The 24,711-nt window shown below is 72.1% G+C and carries 24 protein-coding genes; 18 read left to right on the top strand and 6 right to left on the bottom strand.

Annotation, left to right across the window (positions count from 1 at the left end):
• Positions 1 to 8 precede the first annotated feature (8 nt).
• Positions 9 to 977: a flagellar motor protein MotB gene (locus HB662_RS00910; RefSeq protein ID WP_168046234.1), complete on the top strand. Its 969-nt coding sequence runs from the start codon at positions 9 to 11 to the stop codon at positions 975 to 977.
• Positions 974 to 1,837 (top strand): flagellar motor stator protein MotA, encoded by an 864-nt coding sequence (gene motA, locus HB662_RS00905; RefSeq protein ID WP_168046232.1) that lies wholly within the window; start codon positions 974 to 976, stop codon positions 1,835 to 1,837. Before HB662_RS00910 ends, motA begins: the two co-directional genes overlap by 4 nt.
• A gap of 55 nt (positions 1,838 to 1,892) precedes the next feature.
• Here motA and flgE read toward each other — a convergent pair whose 3' ends face one another.
• Positions 1,893 to 3,203 carry a flagellar hook protein FlgE gene (gene flgE / locus HB662_RS00900; protein ID WP_168046230.1) on the bottom strand — a complete coding sequence of 437 codons (1,311 nt, stop codon included), beginning with the start codon at positions 3,201 to 3,203 and terminating at the stop codon, positions 1,893 to 1,895.
• A 203-nt stretch (positions 3,204 to 3,406) separates the two neighbouring features.
• Between flgE and HB662_RS29550 the strand changes: the two genes are divergently transcribed.
• The 10 genes from HB662_RS29550 (at position 3,407) to HB662_RS00850 (ending at position 14,086) form a co-directional block, all read left to right on the top strand.
• Positions 3,407 to 4,417 carry a flagellar hook-length control protein FliK gene (locus HB662_RS29550; RefSeq protein ID WP_168046228.1) on the top strand — a complete coding sequence of 337 codons (1,011 nt, stop codon included), beginning with the start codon at positions 3,407 to 3,409 and terminating at the stop codon, positions 4,415 to 4,417.
• An 11-nt stretch (positions 4,418 to 4,428) separates the two neighbouring features.
• Entirely contained in the window at positions 4,429 to 5,127 is a 699-nt protein-coding gene (locus HB662_RS00890) for a flagellar hook assembly protein FlgD (protein WP_168046226.1), read from the top strand.
• A 137-nt stretch (positions 5,128 to 5,264) separates the two neighbouring features.
• Positions 5,265 to 6,926, top strand: a complete 1,662-nt coding sequence (gene fliF / locus HB662_RS00885) for a flagellar basal-body MS-ring/collar protein FliF (protein ID WP_168046224.1) — start codon at positions 5,265 to 5,267, stop codon at positions 6,924 to 6,926.
• Positions 6,926 to 7,939, top strand: coding sequence for a flagellar motor switch protein FliG (gene fliG / locus HB662_RS00880; RefSeq protein ID WP_168046222.1), 1,014 nt, complete (start codon positions 6,926 to 6,928; stop codon positions 7,937 to 7,939). Before fliF ends, fliG begins: the two co-directional genes overlap by 1 nt.
• A complete protein-coding gene (locus HB662_RS00875) occupies positions 7,936 to 8,571 on the top strand; it encodes a FliH/SctL family protein (RefSeq protein WP_168046220.1) in 636 nt (211 codons plus the stop codon). Before fliG ends, HB662_RS00875 begins: the two co-directional genes overlap by 4 nt.
• A gap of 9 nt (positions 8,572 to 8,580) precedes the next feature.
• Positions 8,581 to 8,913 carry a flagellar motor switch protein FliN gene (gene fliN, locus HB662_RS00870; protein WP_168046218.1) on the top strand — a complete coding sequence of 111 codons (333 nt, stop codon included), beginning with the start codon at positions 8,581 to 8,583 and terminating at the stop codon, positions 8,911 to 8,913.
• Positions 8,914 to 8,918: 5 nt separating this feature from the next.
• Positions 8,919 to 10,259 (top strand): sigma-54 interaction domain-containing protein, encoded by a 1,341-nt coding sequence (locus HB662_RS00865; protein WP_168046216.1) that lies wholly within the window; start codon positions 8,919 to 8,921, stop codon positions 10,257 to 10,259.
• Positions 10,260 to 10,265: 6 nt separating this feature from the next.
• Positions 10,266 to 12,344 carry a flagellar biosynthesis protein FlhA gene (gene flhA / locus HB662_RS00860; protein WP_168046214.1) on the top strand — a complete coding sequence of 693 codons (2,079 nt, stop codon included), beginning with the start codon at positions 10,266 to 10,268 and terminating at the stop codon, positions 12,342 to 12,344.
• Between the two features lie 18 nt (positions 12,345 to 12,362).
• The gene (locus HB662_RS00855; protein ID WP_168046212.1) at positions 12,363 to 13,334 is read left to right on the top strand and encodes a flagellar biosynthesis protein FlhF; all 972 of its coding nucleotides are present in this window, start codon (positions 12,363 to 12,365) and stop codon (positions 13,332 to 13,334) included.
• Positions 13,331 to 14,086 carry a nucleotide-binding protein gene (locus HB662_RS00850; protein WP_168046210.1) on the top strand — a complete coding sequence of 252 codons (756 nt, stop codon included), beginning with the start codon at positions 13,331 to 13,333 and terminating at the stop codon, positions 14,084 to 14,086. Before HB662_RS00855 ends, HB662_RS00850 begins: the two co-directional genes overlap by 4 nt.
• On the opposite strand, the gene HB662_RS00845 is transcribed toward HB662_RS00850, so the two are convergent.
• From HB662_RS00845 to HB662_RS00830, 4 genes are all read right to left on the bottom strand, one after another.
• The gene (locus HB662_RS00845; RefSeq protein WP_168046208.1) at positions 14,076 to 14,864 is read right to left on the bottom strand and encodes a DUF1217 domain-containing protein; all 789 of its coding nucleotides are present in this window, start codon (positions 14,862 to 14,864) and stop codon (positions 14,076 to 14,078) included. The two genes, HB662_RS00850 and HB662_RS00845, sit on opposite strands and share 11 nt — an antisense overlap.
• A 1-nt stretch (position 14,865) precedes the next feature.
• The gene (locus tag HB662_RS00840) at positions 14,866 to 15,321 is read right to left on the bottom strand and encodes a flagellar biosynthesis repressor FlbT (protein ID WP_168046206.1); all 456 of its coding nucleotides are present in this window, start codon (positions 15,319 to 15,321) and stop codon (positions 14,866 to 14,868) included.
• Positions 15,318 to 15,707 (bottom strand): flagellar biosynthesis regulator FlaF, encoded by a 390-nt coding sequence (locus tag HB662_RS00835; RefSeq protein ID WP_168046204.1) that lies wholly within the window; start codon positions 15,705 to 15,707, stop codon positions 15,318 to 15,320. The genes HB662_RS00840 and HB662_RS00835 overlap by 4 nt, the downstream gene beginning before the upstream one ends.
• A gap of 112 nt (positions 15,708 to 15,819) precedes the next feature.
• Positions 15,820 to 16,722 carry a flagellin N-terminal helical domain-containing protein gene (locus tag HB662_RS00830; protein ID WP_245185365.1) on the bottom strand — a complete coding sequence of 301 codons (903 nt, stop codon included), beginning with the start codon at positions 16,720 to 16,722 and terminating at the stop codon, positions 15,820 to 15,822.
• Positions 16,723 to 17,015: 293 nt separating this feature from the next.
• On the opposite strand from HB662_RS00830, the gene HB662_RS00825 reads away from it, so the two are divergent.
• Genes HB662_RS00825 through HB662_RS00800 form a run of 6 tightly spaced genes read left to right on the top strand, consistent with a single transcriptional unit; the run spans position 17,016 to position 23,697 of the window.
• Positions 17,016 to 19,616 (top strand): hybrid sensor histidine kinase/response regulator, encoded by a 2,601-nt coding sequence (locus tag HB662_RS00825; protein ID WP_168046202.1) that lies wholly within the window; start codon positions 17,016 to 17,018, stop codon positions 19,614 to 19,616.
• Between the two features lie 2 nt (positions 19,617 to 19,618).
• Positions 19,619 to 20,086, top strand: a complete 468-nt coding sequence (locus tag HB662_RS00820; RefSeq protein WP_168046200.1) for a chemotaxis protein CheW — start codon at positions 19,619 to 19,621, stop codon at positions 20,084 to 20,086.
• Positions 20,083 to 21,135: a chemotaxis-specific protein-glutamate methyltransferase CheB gene (gene cheB / locus HB662_RS00815; RefSeq protein ID WP_168046198.1), complete on the top strand. Its 1,053-nt coding sequence runs from the start codon at positions 20,083 to 20,085 to the stop codon at positions 21,133 to 21,135. The genes HB662_RS00820 and cheB overlap by 4 nt, the downstream gene beginning before the upstream one ends.
• The gene (locus HB662_RS00810) at positions 21,132 to 21,932 is read left to right on the top strand and encodes a CheR family methyltransferase (protein WP_168046196.1); all 801 of its coding nucleotides are present in this window, start codon (positions 21,132 to 21,134) and stop codon (positions 21,930 to 21,932) included. The genes cheB and HB662_RS00810 overlap by 4 nt, the downstream gene beginning before the upstream one ends.
• Complete coding sequence (locus HB662_RS00805) at positions 21,929 to 23,260, top strand: FliI/YscN family ATPase (RefSeq protein ID WP_342449416.1); 1,332 nt, start codon at positions 21,929 to 21,931, stop codon at positions 23,258 to 23,260. The genes HB662_RS00810 and HB662_RS00805 overlap by 4 nt, the downstream gene beginning before the upstream one ends.
• Positions 23,257 to 23,697, top strand: coding sequence for a hypothetical protein (locus HB662_RS00800; RefSeq protein WP_168046194.1), 441 nt, complete (start codon positions 23,257 to 23,259; stop codon positions 23,695 to 23,697). The genes HB662_RS00805 and HB662_RS00800 overlap by 4 nt, the downstream gene beginning before the upstream one ends.
• On the opposite strand, the gene HB662_RS00795 is transcribed toward HB662_RS00800, so the two are convergent.
• Entirely contained in the window at positions 23,657 to 24,709 is a 1,053-nt protein-coding gene (locus HB662_RS00795; protein WP_168046192.1) for an EscU/YscU/HrcU family type III secretion system export apparatus switch protein, read from the bottom strand. The genes HB662_RS00800 and HB662_RS00795 overlap by 41 nt on opposite strands.
• Between the last annotated feature and the right edge of the window lie 2 nt (positions 24,710 to 24,711).

The following is a 24,711-nucleotide window of genomic DNA, read 5'->3' as shown; positions in this document are numbered from 1 at the left end:
GGCCTCGGATGCCGCGCAAGGGCCGGACGGGCGAGAACGCACCCATCGTCATCAAGCGCGTCGCCGCGGAGGAGGACCACGCACATCACGGCGGCGCCTGGAAGATCGCCTATGCCGACTTCGTCACGGCGATGATGGCCTTCTTCCTGCTGATGTGGCTGGTGAATGCGACGACCGAGGCACAGCGCCGCGGCATCGCGGATTACTTCGCGCAGCCGAATGAATTCGCCCGTGGCGCCAGCGGATCCGGCCAGCCCTTCGGCGGCCGAAGCCTGCACAGCGACGGCCCGCTGATCTCGGAATCGCCAGTGATGCCGCAGCTGCGCCAGGGACCGACCGGTCCCGATGCGGAGGATGAGGAGGATGACCCGCCGGAGGACCAGCCGGCGCGCCCCCGCTTCCGTCGCGCCGCCGCCGGCCCGCCGGAGCCGCCGCAGGCGCCCGGGAACGAGGTGGAGACGCAGCGCCAGCGCTCCGAGGCGCGGCGGGCCGAGGTGATGGCCCGCGCGGCGGAGGAGATCCGCCAGGCGGTCCGCAACGACCCGACGCTGGCCCAGCTCGGCCGCCAGCTGATGGTGGAGGAGGTGAAGGAGGGGCTTCGCATCCAGCTCGTGGATGCCGAGGGCCAGCCGGTGTTCCAGACCAGCCAGGCCGCCCCGAATGAACGCGGCCGCGCGCTGCTGGCCCGCGTCGCCGGCGTGCTCGGCCGTCTGCCGCACCCGATCGAGATCACCGGCCACACCGATGCCGCCCCGTTCCGCGGCACCGCCGATCGTTCCAACTGGGATCTATCGGCCGAACGCGCCAATGCGACGCGACGGCTGCTGGTGGAGGGCGGTATCGGCGAAGCGCGGATGCGAAGCGTCTCCGGCCGTGCCGACCGCGACCTGCTGGTGCCGGGCAGCCCGCTGGATGCCGCCAATCGCCGCGTGGCGGTGCTGATGGTGATACCTGAATCGGGAGAGTCCGCACCATGACGGTGATCGGCGGCTTCGTCTTCCTGCTCGCCTGCGTCTTCGGCGGCTACATCGTCGCCGGCGGGCAGATGGGGCCGATCCTGCACGCGCTGCCCTTCGAGATGCTGATCATCGGCGGTGCCGCGATCGGCAGCTTCCTGATGTCCAACTCGGTGGCGGATGCGAAGCACACGCTGGCGGCGGTGGGCAAGGCGATCAAGGGCGGGCGCTACGGCCAGCAGGATTATCTCGACCTCGGCACGCTGCTGCACCGCTTGCTGCGCGTGGCGCAGCAGAAGGGCGCGGCGGGGCTGGAGCCGCATATCGAGAAGCCGGAGGAAAGCCCGATCTTCTCCGCCTACCCGCGCATCGCCAAGGACCCGCACGCGGTGATGCTGATCTGCGACTACCTGCGGATGGTGGGCATGAACGCCGATGATCCGCACCAGATCGAGGACATCATGGCGAATGAGCTTCGCAAGCTGCGCAACGAGGAACTGCACGCGGCGCACGCGCTGCAGAACACCGCCGATGCGCTGCCGGCGCTGGGCATCGTCGCCGCAGTGCTCGGCGTGATCAAGACCATGGGCTCGATCGACAAGCCGCCTGCGGTGCTGGGCGGCATGATCGGCAGCGCGCTGGTCGGCACCTTCCTCGGCGTGCTGCTGGCCTATGGCCTGGTCGGCCCGCTGGCGGTGCGGCTGAAGGGCGTGGTGGAGGAGGAGGCACGCTTCTTCGAGGTGATCCGCGCGGTGCTGGTGGCGCATCTGCATGGCAATGCGCCGCAGGTGGCGGTGGAGGCCGGCCGGAAGACCATGCCGTCCGGCCTGATGCCGGACTTCGCCGCCATGGAGGCGGCGCTGCAGGATGCCGGCCGGTAGCAGCGCCGGCGCCGCGGCTTCACGGGCGCGATACCGGCTCGCGCCCGGAGGGGCCTCATCGCTTCAGGCTGATGGTTTCCTGCAGCATCTCGTCGCTGGTGGTGACGATCTTGGTGCTGGCCGAATAGGCGCGCTGGGCGACGATCAGCCGGGCGAACTCCGCCGCCAGGTCCACATTGGCCCCTTCCACCGCCGCGCTCTGCAGCGTGGCGGAGCCGGACGTGCCGGCCGCCACCACCTGCTGCACGCCGGCTTCCGGGGTCAGCGCGAAGGCCTGGCCGCTGAGGCGTTCCAGCGCATCGGCATCGGCGAAGGTCACCACCGGCACCTGCGCGATGGTGCGGCTGGCGCCGTTGTCGTAGTTCACCACCACGCGGCCATCATCCTGCACGGCCATGGAGGCGAAGGCACCGGCCGGCGCGCCATCGCGGTCCATGCTCCGCAGCTCGTAGCTGCCGCCGGCATATTGCGTCACGCCATCCGCGGCGCCGAAGCGGCCGAGGTTCAGCGCGATGGGTTGCGCCACGCCGCCGACATTGGTGGTCAGGTTGATCAGCGCATCGCCGGGAATGCCAGCCGCGTAGCTGCCGAGCACGGCGCCGTTGCCGTCCCGCACCTCCCCAATCGTGCCGGCGGGCGCGCCATTGCTGCCGAAGGACACGCTGTAGGTGCCGAGCGGTGTTGCCGCGCCGCCCGCCGCGGTGGCGGGCTGCGCCAGATCCAGGTTCCAGGTGTTGTCCGCCGCCGCGCGGGACCAGGTCAGGTTCATCGTCCGCAACGTGCCGAGGCTGTCGTAGTAGGGCGCTTCCGTCGTGCCGCCGGTGCCGATGGCAGCCCCCTGGGGCAGGTTGGCGGACAGGCCGAGCGAGGTGGTGGGCTGCGGCGCAATGCCCGTGCGGTCGGCGCGGATCGGCTGCAGGCGGCCGGCATCCATGTTGCCATCGGCGCCCTGTACCCAGCCCTGCAGCACATCGCCGCTGCCATTGGCCAGGTAGCCTTCCGCGTTGAGCTGGAAGTCACCGGCGCGGCTGTACATCGCGCGGGGATCGAAGGTGGTGGCGGTGCCGGCCGGCGTGCTGATCGGCCGCGCCACGCTGAAGAAGCCGCGGCCATCGAGCGCCAGCGCCAGCGGATTCTCCACCTGCGCGATGGCGCCCTGGATGTCGTTGGTCGCATCCGCGCGGGCGAGCACGCCGCCCGCGGCACGGGTCGGGCCGGAAGCGGCGACCAGATCCTCGAAGCTGGTATCGACGCGCTTGTAGCCGATGGTCTGGCTGTTCGCGACGTTGTCGGCGATGTGCCCGAGCGCGCGGGACTGCGCGTTCATGCCCGAGACGGCGGTGTTGAGGGAGCCGAAGATCGACATCTGTTGCGCCTCTGCTGCGTTGGGTCGCCACATCGCAAGCGCCGTGCCAAGCGCCGCGGCAAGGATGAAGGCCGGGTTGACGCCGGCACGGGACGTACATCACTCGGCAATTACTGCCTGCCCGGCACGCTACGCCCTGCCGAAACGCCAGGCGGAATCAGCGAGGGCGGTGTGGCCCGTGCCTTGCTTGTTCATGCTTGCCCATGATCCAGACAGCACCCCCGACCGCCACTCCGACGCAACCGGACCTCGCCGTGCCACGCATGGCGCCGATGGCGGATGGTGCCTCGACGCCCGCCGATTTTGCCGCCCAGCTCGACGCCGCGATCCTGCGGGCGCCGGAACTGCCAGTCGCGGAACTGCCAGTCGCGGAGCCGCCAGTCGCGGAGCTACCGATGGCGGAGATGCCGGCACCGGAACTGCTGGTGCCCGAAATGCTGGTGCCCGAAATGCCGGACCTGGAGGGCGAGGCGCCGCCTGAATCGCCGGTTCCGGCGACGCTGCCCCAATTGTCGATGCCCGCCCCGCCGCCGCAGCCAGCCGGCGCCGTGGCGCCCGCGCCGGCAGCGCAGGATGCGGAGCCTGCGCCGCCCGTGCCCGCCACTGCGCGGCAGCAGCCCATTGCCGTGCCGGACGCCGCGGCGACGGCGGTTGCCGAACCGCCGCCAGCGCTGCCCGACGCGCCGCAGCAGGCGGTCGAGACAGTGCAAGCTGCGCCGGATCGCGCCGCAGCAACCGTTCCGGACGCCCCAGCCGCATCCGAGGCGCCGCCGCCGCGCTTCTACGCGCCGCCGCCGGCCAGCCCGGCGCAGCAGATGCTGCCGATGCTGGTGGCGCAGGCGGCGCGGCCGGGCGGCACGTCGCGACTCATGGTCTCGTTGCGGCCGGCGGAACTTGGTGCGGTGGAGGTCAGCGTTGTCGCCCGGGATGGCGCACCGGCTCAGGTCACCATCCTGGCGGAGCGGCCCGAGACGCTGGCGCTGCTGCAGCGCGACCGCGGCGCCATCGAACAGGCGCTGCAAGCCGCCGGCATCGAGCCGCGGCAGGACACGCTGAACCTCGGCCTGTCGCAACAGGGCCAGCGCGATGACCGGCCGCCGCCGCGCGGCGCGGCGCCCCGCACCGCGGCAGGCGAGGCTGGCCACGGCATGGCGCCGCTGCCGCCGATCCTGGAGCAGATCCGCGCCCGCGGCCTGCTCGATCTCGCCCTCTGAGGAGCACGCCGATGAGCACGACCACGAGCACCACCAGCACCAGCACCAGCACCAGCGGCACGGCAACCGGCACCGGTGCGGGCACGGCGGCCAGCGCCGCGCGTGGCATCGCCGGCGACATGCAGAGCTTCCTGCTGCTGCTGACCACGCAGCTTCGCAACCAGGACCCGACGCAGCCGATGGACGCGACGCAGTTCACGCAGCAGCTCGCGCAATTCGCCGGGGTGGAGCAGCAGATCGCGACGAACCAGCACATGGAGACCCTGCTGGGCCTGCAACGCGCCTCCGCGCTGGTCTCGGCCACCCCGATGGTCGGGCGCCAGGCGGAGATCGCCTCCAGCCGAGTCGCGCTGAAGGATGGCCAGGTGCAGGAGATCCGCCTGCCCGAAATCGCTGCCGCCAATGGCGCCAACCGCGCCCGCATCGTCGTCACCAACGCCGCCGGCGCCGTGCTGCGGGAGGTGGTGCAGCCACTCGGCACCACCGCCACCGGCTGGAGCTGGGACGGCATGGACCAGCAGGGCCGGAAGGCCGCCGATGGCAGCTATAGCTTCAGCGTAACGGGCATCGATGCGGAAGGCGCGGCGCGCGGCGCGCTGCCGAGCCTGATCGCCGGCACCATCACCGGCGTCTCTCAGGATTCCACCACCGTGCAGCTTGCCATCGGCGGCCTGACCGTGGGCGTCGAGGCGCTGCGCCGCCTGCAGTGAGCCTGGATCACCGCCAGGCGAGGACGCTGGTTAACAGCAGGTAAAGGCACCCGGCAGAACCTGCCCACCACGCGGCAGGACGCGGCGACGGGGGCATCGATGCGGCAGGCGCGGCGGATCAGGCAGGCGAGGCGGTGATGGGCGGCCTCGGCAACCTCCTGGCCGTGCTGCGCGGCCTCGGCCCGATGCGCCTGGCGGCGCTCGGCGGCATCGCGGTCGTGACCCTTGGCCTGATCGGCTTCCTCGCGATTCGCACGGCGGAGCCGCCGATGGGGCTGCTCTATGGCGATCTCGACCAGCGCGATGCGTCGCAGGTCGTCGCCGCGCTGGAACGTGCCCGCGTGCCGCACCGCATCGGCGTGAACGGCACGGAGGTGCTGGTGCCGCTGGACCAGGTGCCGCGTCTGCGGCTGCAGCTGGCGCGCGATGGCATTCCGGCCGGTGGATCGCTCGGCTACGAGATCTTCGACCGCCAGGGCGGCCTGACGGCGACGCCGTTCCAGCAGGACCTGAACCGGCTGCGCGCGCTGGAAGGCGAGATCGCGCGCTCCATCCGCACGCTGACCGGTGTGGCTGGCGCACGCGTGCATCTGGTGCTGCCGCGCCGCGAGCCATTCTCCCGCGAACGCGGCGAGGCGCAGGCCAGCGTGGTGCTGCAGATGCGCGGCGGCGCCCGGCTGGACCGCGAAGGCGTGCAGGCGGTGCTGCACCTGGTCTCCGCCGCCGTGCCGGGACTGCGGCCGCAGAATGTCTCGATCGTCGATGGCCGCGCCGAATTGCTGGCGCGCGGCGGGCAGGCGCTGCCGGGCTCCGAGCAGGGCGTGGCGATGAGCAACGAGGAACTGCGCCGCGCCCAGGAAATCCGCATCGCGCGCAATGTCGAGGAGATGCTGGAACGCAGTATCGGCGCCGGGCGCGTGCGTGTCGAGGCGACGGTGGAGCTGGACACGGATCGTGTGCAGACAACGGAGGAACGCTTCGACCCGGACAACCAGGTGCCGCGCAGCACCACCTCCAACACCCAGAGCAACCGCAGCGGGGAGGCGCAGAACACCTCCGTCGCCAACCAGCTTCCGGGCGCGCCGGCGACGCAGAATGCCGGGCCGCAGAATGTCGAGAGCCGGCAGGAGGAAACCACCAACTTCGAGATCGGCCGCACCACGCGCAACACGCTGCGCCAGTTCCCGATGCTGCGGCGCCTGTCGGTCGCCGTGATGGTGGACGGCGTCACCGAGCCCGCCGCGACGGCCACCGGCACGCCGCAGTTCCGCGAACGCACGCCGGAGGAGCTGGAGCGCATCTCCGCCCTGGTGCGGGGTGCCATCGGCTACGACGAGCGGCGCGGCGACCGGCTGGAAGTGGTGAGCCTGCGCTTCGCGCAGCCGGAGATGGCGGCGATGGAGGAGGCCCCGGGCCTGGTCGCCGGGCTGCTGACTCCGGCGCTGGTCACGCGCCTGGCGGAAAGCGGGCTGGTGGCGGTGGTGGCGCTGGCCGCGCTGCTGCTGCTGGGCCGCCCGATGGTGTCCCGCCTGACGGCGACGCTGGAGCCGCGCCCGGCGGGCGCGATCGGCGATGCGATGGCCGCGGCTTCGCTGCCTGCACCCGCGCAGGCCGGCGGCCCCACCACGGCGCGGCTGGTCGGCGAGGCGGCTGCCGAGGAGGAGCTGGTGGATGTCGCCATGGTGGAAGGCCAGCTCAAGGCTTCTTCCCTCCAGCGCGTCGCCGGGCTGGTGGAGAAGCATCCGGATGAGGCGCTGGCGCTGGTGCGTCGCTGGCTGGCGCCGGAGGACCGCAAGTAATGTCTTCTTCCCTGCGCCGCAGCTCCATGCCGGGTGCCCAGAAGGCCGCCGTGCTGATGCTCGCACTCGGCGAGGAACGCGCCGCCACGCTGCTCGGCCGCATGCATGACGACGAGGTGCGCGACCTGTCCGCCGCGATGGCCTCGCTGGGCGCCATCGCGGCGCAGGATGTCGAGGATCTCTGCAACGAGTTCAGCCGGGAGATGGGCCAGGCCGGCGCGCTGATCGGCGGGTGGGAGACGACGGAGCGCATGCTGCTGCGGTCGCTGCCCAAGGAACGCGTTGCGCAGATCATGGATGAGCTGCGCGGCCCGGCAGGCCGGACCATGTGGGACAAGCTGGGCAACGTGAATGAGAACGTGCTCGCCAACTACCTGAAGAACGAATACCCGCAGACCGTCGCCGTGGTGCTGTCGCGGGTGAAGCCGGACCATGCGGCGCGTGTCCTCGCGCTGCTGCCCGAGCCCTTCGCGATGGAAGTCGTGATGCGGATGCTGCGCATGGAAAGCCCGCAGACGGAGGCGCTGGAAGGCGTCGAGCGCACGCTGAAGGCGGAGTTCATGTCGAACCTGGCGCGTGCCGCCCGCCGCGATCCGCACGAATTGATGGCGGACATCTTCAACAACCTGGATCGCACCACGGAAGCGCGGCTGATGGCATCGCTGGAGAATGCCTCCGGCGAGAGCGCCGGGCGCATCCGCGGGCTGATGTTCACCTTCGAGGATCTGCGTCGCCTGGATGCGCAGGGCATGCCGGTGCTGCTGCGCGCGGTGGAGAAGGACAAGCTGGCGATCGCGCTGAAGGGTGCCTCGGAAGGGCTGCGGGAGCTGTTCCTCAAGGGCATGTCCGAACGCGCCGGCCGTATGCTGCGTGACGACATCTCCGCCCTCGGCCCGGTGCGGCTGCGCGACGTGGAGGAGGCGCAGGCCGCCATCGTGCAGCTCGCGAAGGAACTCGCGGCGCAGGGTGAATTGCAGCTCTCCGACGGCGCGCAGGAGGCGATGGTGGAATGAGCCAGTCCGGCACCACCGCGCGCGCGCCGTTGCGCCGCACGCCCTACATCCTGGGCCTGACGGATTTCGACGCGCCGCAGGAGGCGAAGGCGGCGCCCGCGCGGGCGCCGGACCCGCTGCCGGGCCTGCTGGAGGCGGCGCGTGCCGAAGGCTTCGCGGCAGGGCGGGAAGCCGGCCTGCAGGCCGGCCGGCAGGAAGCCGAGCGCAGCCTGGACGCCGCCGTGGCGATGGCGCTGCGCGAGGCCGCCGCCGCCCTCGCCCTCGGTGCTACGGAAGCGCGGGACGTGGCGGAGGACGCGGCGCATGCGGTGGCACGCGCCACCCTGGCCGCGCTGCTGGCCGTGCTGCCGACGCTGCAGGCGCAACTGGGGCAGGCGGAGGTGCAGCGCTTCGCCGCCACGCTGCTGCCGAACCTGGCGACCGAACCTTCCGTCGTGCTGCGCGTGGCGCCCGATCTCGTCGTGCCGGTCGCCGCGCATTTCGCGCCGGAGACGCGGCTGGAGGTGACGGCCGATGCGGCGCTGCAGCCAGGCGAGGCGCGGCTGACCTGGCGCGACGGCACCGCGGAACGCAAGGCCGCGGCGGCGGTGGATGCCTTGCACGAGACATTGGCCGAACTCGGCCTGGCCTGAGGAGCGAACATGTCGAACGACACCATAAGCCCATTCGTGCTCGAGGAACTGAAGGATGTGGAGGGCCAGCCACGACGGCCGGCGCAGGGCGCGGCCGATCTCGGCGCGATCTACGACATCCCCGTGCAGGTCAGTGCCGTGCTCGGCCGCGCCACCATGCAGGTCTCCCAGCTTCTGAAGCTCGGGCGCGGCGCGATGGTGGAGCTGGACCGCAAGCTGGGCGAGGCGGTGGACATCTATGTCAACAACCGCCTGGTGGCGCGCGGCGAGGTGGTGATGGTCGGCGAGAACCGGCTGGGCGTCACCATGACCGAGATCGTCAAGACCGATCGGATGGGATGAGGGTGATGTCGCGGCTGCTCATCCTCGGCCCCTTGGCGGGCCCGCTCGGCGTGGCGGCGCGCATGGCGCAGGCGCGCGGTGCGGGCATCGCCCAGGCCGATACCGTGCCGGCCGCGCTCGCCCATCTGCGTGGCCCCGGCGCGGATCTGACGCTGTGCCATGTCGGGCTGGATGTCGGCGCGCTGCTGCGCGGCATGGCGGCCGAACGCATGGCCTGCCCGGTGGTCGCCTGCGGGCCGGAGGAAGCCTCGGCCGAGGCGGTGGCCGCGGTGCGGGCGGGAGCCCGGGATTTCCTGCCGCTGCCGCCGGATGCGGATCTGATCGCCGCGATGCTGGAGGCGGCGTCCGGCCTTGGTGGGCCGGAGGTGGCGCCGGTGGCGCGCGACCCGGCGATGCTGGCGGTGCTGGCACGCGCCGCGCAGGTGGCGCGTGCCGATGCCAGTGTGCTGATCACCGGCGAGAGCGGCACGGGCAAGGAAGTGCTGGCGCGCCACATCCACGCCGCCAGCCGCCGCGCCAGCGGCCCCTTCGTCGCGCTGAACTGCGCGGCGCTGCCGGAGACGCTGCTGGAGAGCGAATTGTTCGGCCATGAGAAGGGCGCCTTCAGCGGCGCCGTCGCCATGCGCAAGGGCAAGTTCGAACAGGCCGATGGCGGTACGCTGCTGCTGGACGAGGTGGGGGAGATGGACCCGCGGCTGCAGGCCAAGCTGCTGCGCGCCATCCAGGAACGCGAGGTGGATCGCCTGGGCGGCATGCGCCCGGTGCGCGTCGATGTCCGCATCCTGGCAGCCACCAACCGCGACCTGGTGGCGGAGGTGCGTGCGGGCCGCTTTCGCGAGGACCTGTACTTCCGTCTCGACGTCGTCCGCATGCGGCTGCCGGCGCTGCGTGAGCGCGTGGCGGATATCCTGCCGCTGGCCGAGCATTTCGCACGCCGCTTCGCCGACGCCAACGGCCTGCCGCGCCGCATGCTTTCCCCGGCCGCGCGCGCCACGCTGGCGGCGCATCGCTGGCCGGGCAATGTGCGGGAACTGGAGAATGCCGTGCATCGCGCGGTGCTGCTGGCGGAAGGCCACGAGATCGGGCCGGAGGCGGTGGAACTGACTCCGGCCGAGCCTTCTGCCGCTGCCGCCGGCGGGGCGACGGGGGTGGAGGCCCTGGTCGGCCGCAAGGTGGACGAGGTGGAGCGGGATCTCATCATCGGCACGCTGTCGCATTGCCTCGGCAACCGCACGCGCGCGGCGGAGATTCTCGGCATCTCGATCCGCGCGCTGCGCAACAAGATCCAGGACTACCGCGCCTCCGGCCTTGCGGTTCCGGCCGCACATGGCTACGCGGCGGACTGACGCCACATGTCGATGACGCGCACCGCGATGTCCGGCTGGCTCCGCCAGGCGACGCCGGGTGGCGACCTGACGCTGGCCTTCGGCGTCATGGCGCTGCTGGCGGTGATGGTGGTGCCGCTGCCGACGGTGTTGCTGGACCTCGGGCTTGCGGTCTCCATCACCTCCTCGATCCTGGTGCTGATGGTGGCGCTGTTCCTGCAGCGGCCGCTGGAGTTCACTTCCTTCCCCACGGTGCTGCTGCTGACCACGCTGCTGCGCCTCGGCCTGAACGTCGCCACCACCCGCGCCATCCTCAGCCATGGGCATGAGGGTGAGGGGGGTGCCGGGCAGGTCGTGGCCGCCTTCGGTGGCTTCCTGATGGGCGGCGACGTTGTGGTCGGGCTGGTGGTGTTCTCCATCCTGCTGCTCGTGAACTTCATGGTGGTGACGAAAGGCTCTGGCCGCATCGCGGAAGTCGCCGCGCGGTTCAGCCTGGATGCGATGCCCGGCAAGCAGATGGCGATCGACGCCGACCTGTCCGCGGGCATGATCGACGAGACGGAATCGCGCCGCCGGCGGCGCGATCTGGAACAGGAAAGCGCCTTCTTCGGCGCTATGGATGGTGCGGCGAAATTCGTCCGTGGCGATGCGATCGCCGGCATCCTCGTCACCTTCGTGAACCTGCTGGGTGGCATGGCAATCGGTCTCGGCCGGCACGGCATGCCGCTGGGCGAGGCGGTGCAGAGCTTCTCGCTGCTGACGGTCGGCGATGGGCTGGTCAGCCAGATTCCCTCGCTGCTCGTTTCCGTCGCCGCGGGCATCGTCGTCACCAAGGCGGGGGCGGAGGGGCGCGCCGACCAGTTGCTGGCGCTGCAGCTGGCGGGCGGGCCGAAGCCGCTGGCGATCGCGGCCGGTGGCGCCGTGCTGATGGCCTTCATGCCCGGCATGCCGGCGCTGCCCTTCCTGGCGCTGGCGGCGCTGGCCGGTGGCTTCGCCTGGCTGCGCCGGAACGGGCCGCAGGATGCAGCGCCGGAAGCGCCCGCCGCGCCCGCCGCCACGGCGCGGCCGGAGGAGGCCCAGACGGCCGATGCGCTGCGCGTCGACCTGATCCGCATCGAGTTGGGCTATGGCCTGCTTTCGCTCGCGGCTGGTGAGGCGCCGCAGCTGACTGAGCAGATCCGCGCGCTGCGCCGCACGCTTGCCGCCGAGATGGGCTTCGTGCTGCCCTCCGTCCGCGTGCAGGACAATCTGACGCTCGCGGCGGACCAGTATGTGGTCCGGGTGAAGGAGGTGGAGGCCGGGCAGGGCCGCCTGCGCGCGCCGCTGCACCTAGCGATCGACCCCAGCGGCGGCACGCCCGACCTGCCCGGCGAGCAGTGCAACGAGCCCGCCTTCGGCCTGCCCGCCGTGTGGATCGAGGAGCAGTACCGCGAGGAAGCGCTGGCGCGCGGCTGCACCGTGGTGGACACCGCCGGCGTGCTGGCGACGCACCTGACCGAGATCGTGCGCGAGAACATGGCGGAGATCCTGTCCTACGCCGATACACGCAAGCTGCTGGACAACCTGCCCGAGGAACAGCGCCGCCTGGTGGCGGAGCTGGTGCCGGGGCAGGTCAGCCTGGGCACGGTGCAGCGCGTGCTGCAGACGCTGCTGCTGGAACGCGTCTCGATCCGCGACCTGCCGACCATCCTGGAGGGCATCCAGGAAGCCAGCGCGTCCGGCGCCCGCGCCATTCCCGTCATCGTGTCGCTGGTGCGGCTGCGCCTGGCGCGGCAGCTGACCGATGCGGCGCGGGGGCCGAGCGGGCATGTGCCGCTGATTTCCCTCGGCGCCGAATGGGAAGCCGCCTTCGGCGAGTCGCTGGTCGGCCCGGCGGAGGATCGCCAGCTTGCCATGGCGCCGTCCCGGCTGACCGATTTCATCCGCCGCCTGCGCGACGCGCTGGATGCCGCGGCGGCGCAGGGGGAATCGCCGGTGCTGGTCTGCTCCGGCGCGATCCGCGCCCATGTCCGCGCCGTGGTCGAACGCTTCCGGCCGATGACCACCGTGCTGGCCCAGGGCGAGATCCACCCGCGCGCCCGCATCCGCACGCTCGGGCAGGTCTGACGCATGCGGATTCGCGTGTTGCGCGCAGCGACGATGCCGGAGGCCATGGCACGACTGCGGCAGGAGCTGGGGCCGGATGCCGCGCTGCTGTCCTCGCGCCATGTCGCCGGCGGCGTCGAGGTGACCGGCGGGCTGGAACCGCCGGAGGCGGAGGCGGATCTGCTGCTGATCTCGCCGCAGGGCATGGTGGTGCCGCGCCGCTTCGATTTCGCGCCCGCCGGCCCCGCGGCGCCGAGGCGGGCCCCTCCGGGGGATGCCGCGGCGCTGGAATTCCACCGGGTGCCGCAGGCGCTGGCCGAACGGCTGTCCGCGGCGCCACTGGAGGCTTCGCTGGAGGCCAGCCTGCGCTTCGCAAGGCTGCCGGACGGCATCGCCCGCCCGCTGCTGCTGGCGGGACCTTCAGGGGCCGGGAAGACGCTGACCTGCGCCAAGCTGGCCGCGCGCCGTGTGCTGGATGGCGGCGCGCCGCCGCTGCTGATCACGGCGGATGGCGAGCGGCCCGCTGCGGCCGAACAGCTGGCGGCCTTCACCCGCGTGCTGGGTGCGACGCTTGCAGTGGCGCTGACGCCAGCCACTGCGGCGGCGGCGGTAGGGCGCCGGCAGCCGGGCCAGCCGGTGCTGATCGACACCGCCGGCCTCGACCCCTTCGTGCCGGACCAGGCGCGCCTGCTGGCGGAACTGGTGGCCGCCACCGGCGCCGTTGTGGCGCTGGTGCTGCCGGCGGGGCTGGATGCGGCGGAAGCCGCGGATCTGGCGCGCGCCTTCGCTGCGCTTGGCGCCCGGCACCTGGTGCCGACACGGCTCGATGCCACGCGCCGCATCGGCAGCATCCTGGCTGCCGCGACCGCCGGTGGGCTGGCGCTGGCCGAGGCCGGAACCAGCGGCCAGGTGGCCGATGGCCTGACTTGTCTTGAACCCGCCTGGCTCTCTGCCAGGTTGCGTCGCCGTTCCCATGCCGGGGCGACTCCGCAGGAAGGAACCTCGCCATGACCGCATTACGCGGCCGTATCGTCGCCATTGCCTCCGGCAAGGGGGGCGTCGGCAAGACCTGGCTGTCCATCACCCTGTCACAGGCCCTGGCACAGCGAGGCCTGCGCGTGCTGCTGGTGGATGGTGATTTCGGACTGGCCAATGTGGATGTCCAGCTTGGCCTGCAACCGGTGCGGGACATGTTCGGCGTGCTCACCGGCCGCTGCAGCTTCGAGAGTGCCGTGCTGCGGCATGAGGAGGCTGGCTTCGATGTGATGCCGGGCCGTTCCGGCAGCGGCGGCCTAGCCGAGCTGAAGCCGGAGGCTGTGGAACGGGTCGGCGAAATGCTGCGCGATGCTACGCTGGGCTGGGATGCGGTGGTGCTGGATCTCGGCGCCGGGCTGAGCGCGGCGACGCGACGCCTCGCCGCGCTGGCGGATACGCTGCTGGTGGTCGCGACGGATGAACCGACCAGCCTGACGGATGCCTATGCCGTGCTGAAGCTGTATGGCCACGACCGGCTGGATGGCGATGCGCGCATCGTCATCAACCAGGCGCGGGACGAACAGGCCGGCCGGCGCACGGGCGTGACGCTGCAGCGCGCCTGCCAGACCTTCCTGCTGCGTGACATCCCGGTGGCCGGGATCCTGCGCCGCGACGACCGCGTGGCCGATGCGATTCGCCGCCAGGCGCCGCTGCTGTGCCGCTACCCGAATTCGATGGCGGCGATGGATACCGTGGCGCTGGCGCGCCAGCTCGACCTTACAGGGTGATGCCGAGGCCGGCGAGCGGGTCGTTGGCGGTGGCGGTATCCGCCGCCACGGCGAGGTAGCGCTGGATCAGCACCTCGCGTTTGCGCGGGTCGGCGAAGTCCGCGAGCTTGATGCCCCGTTCCAGGCTGCGCGCCTGCGCCTCCACCCCCTGCAGGGCGAGTTCCTTCGGCAGGCCGGCAAGCGTGGTGGCGATGCGGCGCAGCACCTTGTTGCCGAGCACGTCATAGACGTTGGGCGTGGTGCCTTCCGGCATGTTCCGCAGATACAGCGCGTCTGCCACCGCCTCGCTCTGCTCGCCGATCTTGGTCAGGCGCTTGTAGTCCACCAGGCCCTTGGCGATCGTCTCCCGCAGCGCGGTGCCTCGCAGCGTGTCCATGCCGGTGCCGGCGAAGTCGAGCTGCGCGGCGGCGGTCTTCCACCGCGTATCCGGCAGCCGCGCGGCGAGGGATTTCGCGTCCTTGGGGTCGGATAGCAGTGCCGCCTTCGCCAGGCCGACATTGGCCGCCTGGTCCGCCAGGCCGAGTCCCTGCAGCAGCACGCGCACCGCCTCCGGATCCTTGAACAGGTCCTCCGGCGACTTCGCCTTGTCGATCGCGCGGTCCAGCCGTGCGAGGTCCCGCACCACCTGCGGATCCTTCTGCAGCCGCGCCGTTTCCCGGTCCAGGTTGGCGACGCTGGTCTTGAACAGGCCGATGCGCTCGGTCGGGCCCAGCGTCGGCGCCGTGGTCTCCCCGGCGCCGAGGATCATCAGGAGCTGGCTGCCGCTGAGCTGGATCATGTCAGCACTCCGCAGGCGGCGCGGCCAGCACCGTGTCGTCATGCGCGAACAGGTCGCGAATGCGGCGCATCGCCTCCCAGCAATTGCCGGCCTCGAGATCCGCGATGGAATCCGCCAGCAGGCGACGTGCGGTGGCGGAGGTGGTGGCCTCGGCATACTCATTTGCCAGACCGCGGGCGATCTCCAGGAAGTGCGGCCGCTCATGGTCCTCGCACACATAGGCGGCCTGTACGGCGAAATAGATGCGCCGCGCCGGCGTGCAGGCGTCTTCCGGCGCCAGGATCTGCTTGCCGAACAGGAAGCGCACCCGGTTGGAGAGCACGACGGAGGCGCGGGTGCGGAACTGCAGCGCAGCCCCGTTCACCAGCATCTTGTCGCCGGCACGGAATTCCAGGACCAGGCGGCTGCTGCGCGGACGCTGGTCCTGGCCTGTGAGGTCCTGGGCTGTGGCGGTCATGGCGCGTGTCCCGGTCGCTGCTGCAGCCCGGCCGCGAAATCATCCGCGATGGCCGCAAGGAAATTGAGGTCGGGCTGCGGTTCCTCCACCGCGCGCAGGGCTGCGCGGGCGACGGAACCAATGCCCAGGCGAAGCTCGCGCGGCAGTGGCGAGGACGGGTGCAGGACCAGTGTCTCGACCGCGGTGAAGACACGGCGCGCATCGGCCGCGGCGCGCACGGCGGCAATCTCGCCACCGTCGCGCAGCGCGGCGCGCAGGCGCCCGGCCAGGATCCGGAAGATGTCCGCCTCCTGTTCCCGCTGCGAGCGTGCGGAACGGGTTGCGCCATAGGCACGGAAGGCGGCCGCGGGCGGGGCGTGCTGCGGAATCTGGGCCTCGGAGAGCATCGGGCCGGCCTCTCCTTTTGAGAGTGGGGCGGTACGATCGCCCATCTGGGTTCAAGGGTGGTGGGGCGAGGCGGCGCCGGCCCGGGATGATCCGGGCCGGCGCCTGTCGATGTCAGCCGAACAGCTTCAGCAGGGCCTGCGGCGCCTGGTTCGCCATGCTCAGCGACTGGGTGCCGAGCTGCTGGCGGATCTGCAGGGACTGCATGCGCGCGCTTTCCTTCGCCAGGTCGGCGTCGATCAGCGAGCCCAGGCCGCCCTCCAGCGCGTCCAGCTTCTCCTTGTTGTAGGAGACCTGGGCGTCGACATACTTGCTGTCGCTGCCGTACTGGTTCATCGCGTTGTTCACCGCCGTCTGCACGGTGGAGAACAGCTTGTTGGTACCGAGCGAGGCAGCGTCGTCGGCGCTGCCCAGCATGGCGCGGGCTTCCTCGGCGGTCAGTGCCGAGGTGAAGTCCGCATCGGCGGTCGTGCCGGCTTCCGTCACGTTGATCGCGTCGTCGAAGGTCAGGCCGGCACCGGCAGTCGTGGCGATGGTGTAGCCGTCGCCGCGCTCGTTGCGGACCGCGGTGATGGCCGTGCCGGCCATGTCATCGGTGGTGAGCAGGGTGCTGCCGTTGTAGGTGGCATCGCCGACGAAGCGATTCACCTTGTTCACCAGGGCCGCGAACTGGGAATTGTAGCTGGTGCGCTCCTCGCCCGCCACCCGGCTGTCGCCGAGCTTCTCGAGCACGCCCTTGATCTCGGTCATGGTGTCCGAGACCTTCTTCAGGCCCGCCAGCGTCGTGTCCAGGATGCCCTTGGAACCGCCAAGCTGTTCGTTGGCGGAGGTCAGGGCGGACATGTCGGCACGGACCTGCTGGGCAACCGCATAGGCCGCGCCATCGTCCTTCGCGTCGGCGACGCGCAGGCCGGTGGCGACGCGCTTCTGCGTCACCGCCATCTCGTCGTTGGTGCGGTTGAGCGCCTGCAGGGCGATCAGCGCGCCATTGTTGGTGTTGATTGAGTTCATGGCCATTGGTCGTCGCTCCTATTGCGACTTCGCCAGCGGATCTTCCGCCGGCGCGGCAGCTGCGGCCCACTTTCTGGGGAACCGAGCCACCCTGGATACGGACGATCACCGTCGGCATCATCCGCGGTACCACCCACTTCCGCCCGATCCTGGGGCGGCGGTAGCGGCAGACTGCCGGGTTCATGTTGACCAGTTGTTGACCATCTGCCGGGTTCTGCCTGCGCTGTTCCGGAGCCGATTAACAGGCTGGCTCCAAACGCCTGCGATTGCATCCCGTGACCGAAACCGCGGGATTTCCGATGGACGACCTGCTCGCAGAATTCCTCGCCGAGACCACCGAGGCAGTGGCGGACCTCGACACCGCCCTGGTGGTGCTGGAGCGGCAGGGTGGCGATGCGGAGACGCTCGCCCGCATCTTCCGCGCCGTCCACAGCGTGAAGGGAGCGGCCGGCTTCCTCGCCTTGCACCGGCTTGGCGCCGTGGCGCATGCGGCGGAAAACCTGCTCGGCCTGTACCGGGACGGGGAGGCACCGGTGACGCCGGCCGGCGTTACCGCCGTGCTCGCGGCGCTCGATGCCATCCGCGGTATCCTGAACGGGCTGGGCGAGACGGGCGTGGAGCCCGAGGGCGACGACACCGCCCTGGTGGCGGCGCTGGATGCCGCCGCGGCGGCCGGTGGCGACGGCGCCCGGACGGCACTGGAACCGGACATCGCGTTGCCGGCCATGGAAGTGTCGGCCATCGAGCTGCCCGAGGGGCCGGCCGAGGTCGCGGCCGCGACGCTGGTGGAGGAACCGGCCGTCGCGCCGGCGCCCGCAACCGCAACCGCAGCCGCAACCGCAACCGCATCGGCAGCCACGCCAGCCGCACCGGCCGCATCCGGCGCCGCGCCCGCCGCCACCAGCATCCGGGTCTCGCTCGGCGTGCTGGACGATCTGATGACGCTGGCCTCCGAGCTGGTGCTGGTGCGCAACCAGCTGCTGCAGATTGCGCGCAGCGAGACCACCTCGCCCTTCGCCGCGCCGCTCGGCCGCCTGTCGCGCATCACCTCGGACCTGCAGGAAGGCGTGATGAAGACGCGCATGCAGCCGGTCTCGGCCGCCTGGGGCGCGCTGCCGCGCATCGTGCGCGACCTTGGCGCCGAACTCGGCAAGCGCATCGACCTCGCGATGTCCGGCGGCGATACCGAGCTGGACCGACAGGTCCTGGAATCGATCCGCGACCCGCTGACCCATATCGTCCGCAACAGCTGCGACCATGGGCTGGAGGCGCCGGAGGCGCGCCGCCTGGCGGGCAAGCCCGAGATCGGCCGCATCAACCTCTCCGCGCGGCAGGAAGGCGGGCGCATCGTCATCGAGATCAGCGATGACGGGCGTGGCCTGGACCTGGCCCGCGTCCGCGCCCGCGCCCTGGAACGCGGCCTGGCGACGGAGGCGGAACTGGCCGGGATGCGCGAGGAGGATGTCGCGCGCTTCGTCTTCCGCGCCGGCTTCTCCACCGCGGAGGCGATCACCGCCGTCTCCGGCCGCGGCGTCGGCATGGACGTGGTCCGCAGCAACATCGAGCGCATCGGCGGCACGGTGGATCTGCAGACCTTCACCGGCCAGGGCACCACCATCACCATCCGCATCCCGCTGACGCTGGCCATCGTCTCCGCCCTGGTGGTGCAATCGGCCGGCGAGCGCTTCGCCATCCCGCAGGCGACGGTGGTGGAACTGGTCGGCCTGAAGGCCGGCGGCATCATGGTGGAGTGGCTGGATGCGGCCCCGGTGCTGCGGCTGCGCGGCCAGCTGCTGCCGCTGGTGGCGCTCGGCCCGCAACTCGGCCTGGAGGCGCCGCGCGAGGCGGGGCAGGCGGTGGAAGGCTTCGTCGCCGTGCTGCAGGGCGATTCCGGCCGCTACGGCATTCTGGTGGACAGCGTCTTCGACACGGAGGAGATCGTGGTGAAGCCGGTCGCGCCGATCCTGCGCGACCTGACCGCCTTCTCCGGCAACACCATCCTCGGCGATGGCAGCATCATCATGATCCTCGACCCGGCCGGCATCGCGCGGCTCTCCGGCATCGGCGCCGGCAGCGCGGAGGCGCAGGAGGAACGCGTGGCGGATACCGCGCGCACCCAGGTGCTGCTGTTCCGTGCCGGCGGGTCCGCCACGCCGATCGCCGTGCCGCTCGGCGTCGTGGCGCGGCTGGAATCGCTGCCGGGCGCCAGCATCGAGACGGCGGGCGGCCGGCCGACGGCGCAGCATCGCGGCCAGCTGATGCCGCTGGTGCCGATCGGCCCGTGGAATGCTCCGGGGCCGCAGGGCAGCCAGCCCGTTCTGGTGTTCCAGGATGGCGCGCGCCAGCTCGGCCTGATGGTGGACGAGATCATCGACGTGCTGGAGGAAACGCTGGTGTTGCGGCCGTCTGATGCGGTGCCGGGCTTCCTTGGCGTTGCCATCGTCGCGGGCCGGGCCACGGATGTGCTCGACTGTGCCTATTGGCTGCGGCTGGGTGATCCGGGCTGGTTCGGCAAGTCCCAGGGCACCGCGCCGCGCCTGCTGCTGGTCGAGGATAGCGGCTTCTTCCGGCAGATCGTCGTGCCCGCCCTGACCGCCGCCGGCTACGAGGTGACGGCCTGTGCCGATGCCGCGCAGGCGCTGGCGCTGCGCGAGGAGGGTGCGATGTTCGACTGCGTGCTCAGCGACATCGAGATGCCGGGCATGGACGGCTTCGCCCTGCTGCAGGAAATGCGGCGCGACGGTCCGTGGAGCCGCATCCCTGTGGTGGCGCTGACCGGCAAGGCAGGGCCTGCCGACGTGGCGCGCGGGCGGGTTGCGGGCTTTGCCCAGTATGTCGCGAAATTCGACCGCGACCATGTGCTTGAGGCACTGGCCCGGGCCATCGGCGGAGGGGCTTGAAAATGACCATGGTCGCCGATGAGGCGCGGATGCTGCTGACGCTGGAGGTTGGCGGGCGGCTCTGCGGTGTGCCCGTGCCGCGGATCCGCGACGTGATCCGCTGCGAGCGCATCGCCCGCGTGCCGATGGCCCCCGCCGGCGTGGCCGGGGTGTTGAACCTGCGCGGCCGCATCGTCACCGCCGTCGATCTGCGCGAACGCCTGGGCCTGCCGCCGGCGGATGCCGATGCGCAGCGGATGAGCGTGGTGGTGGAACAGCAGGCGGAGCTGTACAGCCTGCTGGCCGATTCGGTGGGCGACGTGCTGACCCTTCCGCCGGAGACGCGCACCGATGTGCCGACCACGCTGCGCGGAGCCTGGCGTGAACACGCCGTCGCCGTGCACCGGCTGGATGATCAGCTGCTGATCGAACTGGACACCGACCGCCTGCTGGCGTTCGGCGCCTGCGCGGTGCTGGAAGGTCGCAGATGACCTACGCGCCACTGCGCGTCCTTGTCTGCGATGACAGCGCGGTGGCCCGCGCCGCCGTGGTGCGGATGCTGGAGGCCGATCCGGCGCTTCGCGTCACCTCCCGCGCCCGCAATGGGCGGGAGGCGGTGGATGCGATCCGCGGCGGCGGCATCGATGTCGCGGTACTCGACCTCGAGATGCCGGTGATGGATGGCATGACGGCGCTGCCGCTGATGCTGCAGGCGGACCCGGCGCTGCGTGTCATCGTCGTCTCCACGCTGACCACCCAGGGCGGCCGCGCGGCGATGGAGGCGCTGCGCCTCGGCGCCGCCGATTGCCTGGCGAAGCCCGCGCCGGGGGAGGATGCGCGCTTCGCGCTGGAACTGACGGCGCGCGCGCGTGGCAATGGCGCGCTGCGGCGTCGTGTCCCGAAGCCCGCGCCGGCGCCCGTTGCGCCCCCGCCGCGGGCGGCGGCGCTGCCGGGCCTGCCACCGACCATCCTTGCCATCGGCGCATCGACCGGCGGGCCGGAGGCGCTGTCCACCATCTTCCGCGCCTTCCGCACCCGGCCGCGCATACCGGTGCTGATCACCCAGCACATGCCGGACGCCTTCATCCCGATGCTGGCCGAGCATCTCAGCCGGCTCGGCCCGATGCCGGTGCGCGTGGCGAAGGAGCAGGATGCGCTGGAGCCGGGCACCGCGCTGCTGGCGCCGGGCGGCAGCCACATGCTGGTGGGCCCGGCGCTGGTGGGGCAGGGACCGCGCATCACGCTGTCCGACGCGCCACCGGAGCATTTCTGCCGGCCGGCGGTGGACCCCATGCTGCGCAGCGTCGCCGCGCTGTTCGGTGGGCGGGCCGCGATCGCGGTGCTGACCGGCATGGGCCATGATGGCGGCGCCGGTGCCGGCACGGTGGCCGCGGCCGGCGGCCTGGTGCTGGCGCAGGACCAGGCCAGCAGCGTCGTCTGGGGCATGCCCGGCGCCGTGGTCGAACGCGGCGCGGCGCGGGAGGTGCTGGCCTTGCCGGATCTCGCGCGCCGCCTGGCGGAACTGGCCGGCGCGGCATGAACGATCCCGGCTTCACCGAGATCGCGCGCGCCATCCACGGCCTGTCCGGCCTCGCGCTCTCGCCCGACAAGGGCTACCTGCTGCGTAACCGGCTGGCGCCGATCATGCAGCAACGCGGCCTGGCTTCGCTGTCCGAGGTGGCGCGGCAGCTTCCGACGGCGGAAGGACCGCGCCTGTTGCGGGAACTCGCGGAAGCGACGACGACGAACGAGACCAGCTTCTTCCGGGACGTGCTGCCGCTGCGCCAGATCGCGGAGGTGGTGGTGCCGGCGCTGGATGCGGCGCGCACGCCCGGCGTGCCGCTGCGGATCTGGTCCGCGGCCTGTTCCTCCGGCCAGGAAGCCTACTCCCTGGCGATCGCGCTCGCCGAGGCGGGCTGCACGCGACGGCTGGAGATCTTCGGCACGGACCTGTCCTCCGCCATGGTCGCGCGCGCGCGGGAGGGGCTGTTCAGCCGCTTCGAGGTGGATCGCGGCCTGGCGGCTGCGCAGCGCGACCGCTGGTTCCGGGAGGAAGCCGGCGGCTGGCGCGTGGCCGAGCCGTTGCGCCGGCAATGCCGGTTCGAGGTGGTGAACCTGCTGGGCGACCTGCGTGGCCTCGGCCGCTTCGACGTGGTGCTGCTGCGGAACGTGCTGATCTACTTCGATCTGCCGACGCGGGAGAAGGTGGTCACGGGCTGCGTCGCGCAGCTCGCGCCCGATGGCGCCATCTGCCTTGGCGCGACGGAGACGCTGCTCGGGCTGACGGTGCCGCTGGCGCCACACCCGAGTCTGCGCGGCGTTTGGCGGCGCGCGTGAGGGCGGGGCTGGCGGCGCGGCGCGTGGCCGATACGCTGCGCGACGCGGCGCTGGGGGAACGCATCTGCGGCATGGTGGCGGCCGTCGATGCGCTATCCGTGGAGATTGGCGGGCTCGGCGGCTTCCTCGCCGTCGGGTCGCGCCTTCGCATCGAATCGGCGGCGGGGCCGGTGCCGGCGGAGGTGGTTGCGCTGTCGACGCGCGGCGCGCGCGCCGTGGCCTTCGCGCCGCTGGATGGTGTGCGGCTCGGCAGTCCCGCGGTGCTGACCGGCACGGCCACGCTGGCGCCCTGCGCCGCGTGGCTCGGCCGTGTGGTCGATCCGCTCGGCCGGCCGCTGGACGGGCGCGGCCCGCTACCGGCGGGGCCGGTGGCGCTGCCGGTGCGGACGCGGGCGCCGGAGGCGGCGATGCGCGCGCGGCTCGGCCCGCGTCTCGATCTCGGCGTGCGCGCGCTGGACGGCTTCTGCACCATGCGGCGGGGCCAGCGGCTCGGCCTGTTCGCGGCCTCCGGCGTCGGCAAGTCCACGCTGCTGTCGATGCTGGCGCGCGGCGCGGATTGCGATGCGGCGGTGATCTGCCTGGTCGGCGAACGCGGCCGCGAACTCCGCGAGTTCATCGAGGATGATCTGGGCGTGGAGGGCATGGCGCGCAGCATCGTGGTCTGCGCCACCTCCGACGCCCCGGCGCCGATGCGGCGTGAGGCAGCCTTCGCGGCCATGACCATCGCCGAGTCGCTGGCGCGCGAGGGCCGGCATGTTCTGCTGATGATGGATTCCGTCACCCGCTTCGCGCTGGCCTGCCGCGAGATCGGCCTGGCGGCGGGGGAGGTGCCGGCGACACGCGGCCACACGCCGGGCGTCTTCGCGGAATTGCCGCGCCTGCTGGAACGCGCCGGACCTGGCCTGGAATCCGGCGGCGGCGCCATCACCGGTCTGTTCACCGTGCTGGTGGAGGGCGACGACCATGACGAGCCGGTGGCGGATGCGGTGCGCGGCATCCTGGACGGCCATGTGGTGCTGGACCGCCGCATCGGCGAACGCGGCCGCTGGCCCGCCATCGACGTGTTGCGAAGCCTGTCCCGCACCGTGCCCGGCTGCCTCTCGGAGGAGGAGCGGGTGATCGCCTCACGCGCCCGCGGCATCCTGGCCCTGGCCGGGGAGATGGCGGACCTGGTGCGGCTCGGCGCCTATCGCCACGGCACCGACCCGGCGGTGGATGAGGCGCTGCGCCTGGCGCCGCGCATCGAGGCCTGCCTGGCGCAGCGCAAGGACGAACCCCGCGGCGGCGTCGATGCCGCCTTCGCGGCATTGGCGAGCGCGCTGGCATGAGCCGGCCGGATCCCCTCGCATCGCTGATGAAGCTCCGCAGCCTGCAGGTCGCGGTGGCGCGGCGGGACCTGGCGGATCGCCAGGCGGGCGCGCAGGCGGCCGCGGCGCGGGATGCCGCGGCGCGGGACGCGATCGCCGCCGAAACCGGGGCCGAAGCCACAGGCCATGCCGATGCGCTGGCCGCCTGGCTGCCGCTGGCGCGCGCCGCGCTGGACCGTGCGGCGGGTGAGGCCGCGCTGGCCGGCCAGGCGGTGGAGGCGGCGCGCGGCGCATTGGCGCAGCAGCGGGCGCAGGAACGCGCGGTGGAATGGCTGGTGGAGCAGCGGCGCGCCGCGGCCCGGCTCGCCGCCGGCCGCGCCGCCCAGGCGGCGCTGGACGAATCCGGGCAGCGCCGATCTACCGCGCCGGATTCCGCAGCCGCCAGACGAGGGCGATGATCTCCGCCACCGCCTTGAAATGCTCGGCCGGAATCTGCGCTTCCTCCGGCAGGCGATACAGCGCGCGCGCCAAGGGCGGGTTGGGGATGATCGGCACGCCGGCATCCTCCGCCGCGCGGCGCATGCGGGCCGCCAGTTCATCGACGCCGCGCGCCACCACGCGCGGCGCCGCATCCCGCCCGCGTTCATAGGCCAGCGCCACGGCGTAATGCGTCGGGTTGGTCACCACCACGGTGGCCTTGGCCACGGCCGCCAGGGTGCGACGGCGGCTGCGGCTGCGCATGATCTGCATGCGGCGCGCGCGCAGATGCGGGTCGCCTTCCGCCTGCTTGTTCTCGTCCTTCACATCCTCCCGCGTCATGCGCATGCGGCGTGCGTGGCGCAGCCGGGTCCAGAGCAGGTCGAAGGCCGCGATGCCGGCCAGGGCCGCCAGCGCCGCGGTCAGCAGCCCGCCGATGCGGGTGGCCAGCGACCCCGTCAGATCCTCCACGCCATGGGACAGCGCCGCCATGATGCTGGCCACATCCTCCGCCTGCCACCACAGTGCCAGGCCGACGCCGCCCAGCTTCACCATCGTCCGCAGCAGCTCCTCGGCCGCCTGCAGGCCGAACATGCGCTTCAGCCCGGCCAGCGGGCTGATCTTCGACAGCTTCGGCATCATCTGCGCGGTGGAGACCAGCATGCGCGTCTGCGCCAGTGTCGCCGCCACCGCCCCCGCCGCGGCCAGCGCCGCGACGCCGAGCGCCGCCGGCGCCGCCGCCTGCAGCAGCGCCGTGGCGGCCTCCCCGGCATCGGTGACGTGGCTGCCGGCGAACAGCACGGCGCTGGCCTGCACCAGCGCGCGCCCGGCCTCCGGCCCGGTCATCGCAAGGCCCAGCGCGGCGCCGCCCAGCGAGGCGAGCTGCACCGCCTCCCGCGACAGCGCCACATTGCCTTCCAGCCGCGCCTTCTCCAGGTGCTGCGGTGTGGCGGCCTCGGTCTTGTCGTCGGCGTCCTTGTCGTCGCCTGCCATGG

Source organism: Falsiroseomonas frigidaquae, from assembly GCF_012163145.1.
In the GTDB taxonomy this organism is placed as follows: domain Bacteria; phylum Pseudomonadota; class Alphaproteobacteria; order Acetobacterales; family Acetobacteraceae; genus Falsiroseomonas; species Falsiroseomonas frigidaquae.
This window is presented reverse-complemented; position numbering and strand designations above follow the sequence as displayed.

Bases quoted from the DNA above. Each gene is read 5' to 3' on its own strand.
- fliN (WP_168046218.1), top strand. From the start codon at position 8,581: ATGTCGAACGACACCATAAGCCCATTCGTGCTCGAGGAACTGAAGGAT.
- HB662_RS00835 (WP_168046204.1), bottom strand. From the start codon at position 15,707: ATGCTCTCCGAGGCCCAGATTCCGCAGCACGCCCCGCCCGCGGCCGCC.
- fliF (WP_168046224.1), top strand. From the start codon at position 5,265: ATGGGCGGCCTCGGCAACCTCCTGGCCGTGCTGCGCGGCCTCGGCCCG.
- cheB (WP_168046198.1), top strand. From the start codon at position 20,083: ATGACCTACGCGCCACTGCGCGTCCTTGTCTGCGATGACAGCGCGGTG.
- HB662_RS00825 (WP_168046202.1), top strand. From the start codon at position 17,016: ATGGACGACCTGCTCGCAGAATTCCTCGCCGAGACCACCGAGGCAGTG.
- HB662_RS00910 (WP_168046234.1), top strand. From the start codon at position 9: ATGCCGCGCAAGGGCCGGACGGGCGAGAACGCACCCATCGTCATCAAG.
- HB662_RS00875 (WP_168046220.1), top strand. From the start codon at position 7,936: ATGAGCCAGTCCGGCACCACCGCGCGCGCGCCGTTGCGCCGCACGCCC.
- HB662_RS00865 (WP_168046216.1), top strand. From the start codon at position 8,919: ATGTCGCGGCTGCTCATCCTCGGCCCCTTGGCGGGCCCGCTCGGCGTG.
- flgE (WP_168046230.1), bottom strand. From the start codon at position 3,203: ATGTCGATCTTCGGCTCCCTCAACACCGCCGTCTCGGGCATGAACGCG.
- motA (WP_168046232.1), top strand. From the start codon at position 974: ATGACGGTGATCGGCGGCTTCGTCTTCCTGCTCGCCTGCGTCTTCGGC.
- HB662_RS00890 (WP_168046226.1), top strand. From the start codon at position 4,429: ATGAGCACGACCACGAGCACCACCAGCACCAGCACCAGCACCAGCGGC.
- HB662_RS00845 (WP_168046208.1), bottom strand. From the start codon at position 14,864: ATGATCCAGCTCAGCGGCAGCCAGCTCCTGATGATCCTCGGCGCCGGG.
- HB662_RS00820 (WP_168046200.1), top strand. From the start codon at position 19,619: ATGACCATGGTCGCCGATGAGGCGCGGATGCTGCTGACGCTGGAGGTT.
- HB662_RS29550 (WP_168046228.1), top strand. From the start codon at position 3,407: ATGATCCAGACAGCACCCCCGACCGCCACTCCGACGCAACCGGACCTC.
- HB662_RS00795 (WP_168046192.1), bottom strand. From the start codon at position 24,709: ATGGCAGGCGACGACAAGGACGCCGACGACAAGACCGAGGCCGCCACA.
- HB662_RS00840 (WP_168046206.1), bottom strand. From the start codon at position 15,321: ATGACCGCCACAGCCCAGGACCTCACAGGCCAGGACCAGCGTCCGCGC.
- HB662_RS00810 (WP_168046196.1), top strand. From the start codon at position 21,132: ATGAACGATCCCGGCTTCACCGAGATCGCGCGCGCCATCCACGGCCTG.
- HB662_RS00800 (WP_168046194.1), top strand. From the start codon at position 23,257: ATGAGCCGGCCGGATCCCCTCGCATCGCTGATGAAGCTCCGCAGCCTG.
- fliG (WP_168046222.1), top strand. From the start codon at position 6,926: ATGTCTTCTTCCCTGCGCCGCAGCTCCATGCCGGGTGCCCAGAAGGCC.
- HB662_RS00830 (WP_245185365.1), bottom strand. From the start codon at position 16,722: ATGGCCATGAACTCAATCAACACCAACAATGGCGCGCTGATCGCCCTG.
- flhA (WP_168046214.1), top strand. From the start codon at position 10,266: ATGTCGATGACGCGCACCGCGATGTCCGGCTGGCTCCGCCAGGCGACG.
- HB662_RS00850 (WP_168046210.1), top strand. From the start codon at position 13,331: ATGACCGCATTACGCGGCCGTATCGTCGCCATTGCCTCCGGCAAGGGG.